A 2,577-nucleotide genomic window follows, 5' to 3' on the forward strand; every position below is an offset into this window, starting at 1 on the left:
GGGGGGGGGGGACGGGGCGCGAACCCGAACCGGCCCCGCCGCACCCGCTGGCCGGTCGGCTGGAGGGTTGTCGGGACGCGGGTCGGGGTCCTCCCTCGTCAGGGCGGCGTTCACGCCGTCGCGCCCTGCCGCTGCTGGAGCAGGAGGCGGATGCGGGAGGTGAGTTCGTCCCACTCGCCGGGCTGAGCGGGCGTGGGTCGCGGGGGTCCGACGACGCCGAAACGGGGCACGGGGCCGCCGAGCAGGTCACCGCCGGGGTCCTCCCGCCACTGCCGGACGATGGCGGCGGCGCGTATCCGGGCCTGCTCGAACGCGCGGCGCACCTCCTCGGTCTCGGTTTCCCGGGGCGCGGTGCCGGAGCCGGGTCCGCCAGGTGCGGGGGTTCGGGGCGCGAGGTTCTGGGGCTCGGGTTTGCGGGGTTCGGGCTTGCGGGGTGCGGGAACCCGGGTCTCGGCGGCGCGAAGGCTTTCGTGGGCGGTGAAGTAGGGGCGTACGAGGGCGACTTCCTCGGCGTCGATCCGTTCCCTGGGCGGCGCGAGTCGCGGCGCGGGAACCCTGGGGCGCGCGGGCGTTTTGCGAGGCCCGGGAGACGCGGGAGGTGTGGGAGCCGTGCGACGTGAGGGGGCCCGGTTCCGACCGGTCTGCACGGGAGCGGCGGGCGGTGAGGGAGCGTAACGGCGGACGCGGGAGGAGCGTCGTCGGCGGCCGACAACGGTGGAGTGGCGTCCGCACGGGGAGGAGAAGAACGCGATCAGCGGGCCGAGGGCACGGCTGAGAAGCGCAGCGCTAAACTGGCGCATGCTGGCAAATTCCTTGGGTTAAAGGTTCGTAGTTGCTGGCCACGACCCCGGGCGGTGGGAAACCGTCGCGGGGTCTTTCTGCGTATGGAGTTGTGTGTTCGGGTAGAAGATTAGGACACACGGAGCGTGATGGCGAACTTTTCTTCGAACCCGACTCGAAAAAACCACCCGGTCGGACATAACCCCAGATCAGAGCACACGCCGGAAAAGGACAGGTGAGTTTTCACCCTCCGCCAGAGTTATCCTTTTAGCCCGAATTGGAATCATTTGCGATCGCCCTGCCGGGCATGAAGAAGGGCAGCGCCTCCCATGGAGGTGCTGCCCTTGGTCAGGTGGTCGCTAGCCGTGGTGCTTGAGGGAGTCCACGAGCGCGGTCCACTCGCTGGCGGCGAACTCCAGCTGCCCCAGATCGCGGTTCTGGGTGTCGCGCACGTCCACGCCTGCCGCGTGCTCGCGCGCCTCGACACAGTTCGATCCTGTCGAGCTGTAGGTGCTCTTGTGCCAGTCGTTCATGCGAGGTCCTTCAACGCATCGAGTGAGTGTCGGGCGGGGAGGGCCACCGCCAGCGCTCCCGTGACGAGTGCCTGCAACCTTTCGTGGGTTTCGGCTACGTGGATGACGTTACCGTCTGCGTGATCACTGCTGATAGCCAGTTCCCCGGAGTGCAGCCGAAACGCCAGAAGCGTTGACGCTGGATCGACCAGGATCGACCCCACCGGAACCAGATGAACCACGACCCGCCCCGAGCCGACGAGATCCAGCAGGTGCGCTACCTGCTCCGTCCTTACCGCCTCGTCGAAGCTGGTCAGGGCGGTCACAGGGAACACCGCTGTCACCCGGAGCCGGGGGAGTTTCGCGAGGCGTCCTGTGCGCAGCTTGGTGAGCTGGGTGATCTCCTCGTCCGAAGCCAATGGCCAACCGGACCGGAACACGGCTGTGGCGTACGACGGACTCTGGAGGTATCCGGGGACGAGTACAGGTGACACGATCTGGAGCGTGCGCGCGGCCTCCTCTATGCCGGACAATGTCTGGGCCCACTCCGGCAGCGTCGTACCCGCAGTAGCCTGACGCCACGCGGCCAGCAGTTTTCCGTTCGCTTTCAGCTCGGCGTCCAGTTTTTCCGCCATAGGCAATTGCGGCAGTGCGTGCCCATTCGTCCATCGGGAAGCCGAGGCCACGGATGTGTGGACACGGTGCGCGAGTTGCTTCTGGGAAAGCCCGTTCAGCTCTCGCAGCTTGGTGAGCACATCGGGAAAAGGGGGTTCCGCCATAAGCGAGAGATTACGCCCGGGTTCCCCATCCCGTCAGGCGTTTGCCGAAACTCCGTAGACGGTGGAGCGACCCTTCTCCCAAGGCACGTGCTGACTCCGTGAGCGGCTCCCCCTGCCCGCGGGCGGAGCAGACGGTGCCGGGCGGGCGGTCGTGCCCCCCGGGGGGACGGGCTTCCCCGGCGGACGCGGCGCCTCCGCCGTGTCCGGCTCCTACGCGACGTCCCGCATGTCCACCACGAACCAGTCACCGGAGTTGTTGACGGCGAAGCACGTGTATTCGGCGCGCTCCACCTCGCCGGCGTCGTTCTCCGTGGTGGCGCTGGCGACGACCTCGTACTCCCACGGGTCCTCGGCGCTGGTCACGGTGATGTCGGAGGAGGTCTCGAACTCCGCGCTGACCAGGGACTCCCACGAGCGCTCGACGTGCTCCTGGCACGTGGCCGCGGCCGTCGGCTTCTCACTCTCGGCAGTGGGCTCGGGGCCGCACGCGGTGGCGGCCAGGGCGA

General features: G+C 68.3%; 4 protein-coding genes. All 4 read right to left on the reverse strand.

Translation table 11 applies throughout. The features are described from left to right. Positions 1-110 precede the first annotated feature (110 nt). Positions 111-323 carry a hypothetical protein gene (locus DQW06_RS29925; protein ID WP_358412915.1) on the reverse strand — a complete coding sequence of 71 codons (213 nt, stop codon included), beginning with the start codon at positions 321-323 and terminating at the stop codon, positions 111-113. Between the two features lie 816 nt (positions 324-1,139). Beyond that, complete coding sequence (locus DQW06_RS21765; RefSeq protein WP_117199205.1) at positions 1,140-1,313, reverse strand: DUF397 domain-containing protein; 174 nt, start codon at positions 1,311-1,313, stop codon at positions 1,140-1,142. Next, a complete protein-coding gene (locus DQW06_RS21770; RefSeq protein WP_232833112.1) occupies positions 1,310-2,047 on the reverse strand; it encodes a Scr1 family TA system antitoxin-like transcriptional regulator in 738 nt (245 codons plus the stop codon). Before DQW06_RS21770 ends, DQW06_RS21765 begins: the two co-directional genes overlap by 4 nt. Positions 2,048-2,281: 234 nt before the next feature. Beyond that, positions 2,282-2,577 (reverse strand): GIY-YIG nuclease family protein (locus tag DQW06_RS21775; protein WP_117199207.1); only part of this gene is annotated, 296 nt, incomplete at its 5' end.

Source organism: Nocardiopsis sp. TNDT3 (genome assembly GCF_003427465.1).
Lineage (GTDB): Bacteria > Actinomycetota > Actinomycetes > Streptosporangiales > Streptosporangiaceae > Nocardiopsis > Nocardiopsis dassonvillei.

What these genes read in the sequence shown, in the direction of transcription:
- DQW06_RS21765 (WP_117199205.1), bottom strand. Translation starts at nt 1,313, where the DNA reads ATGAACGACTGGCACAAGAGCACCTACAGCTCGACAGGATCGAACTGT.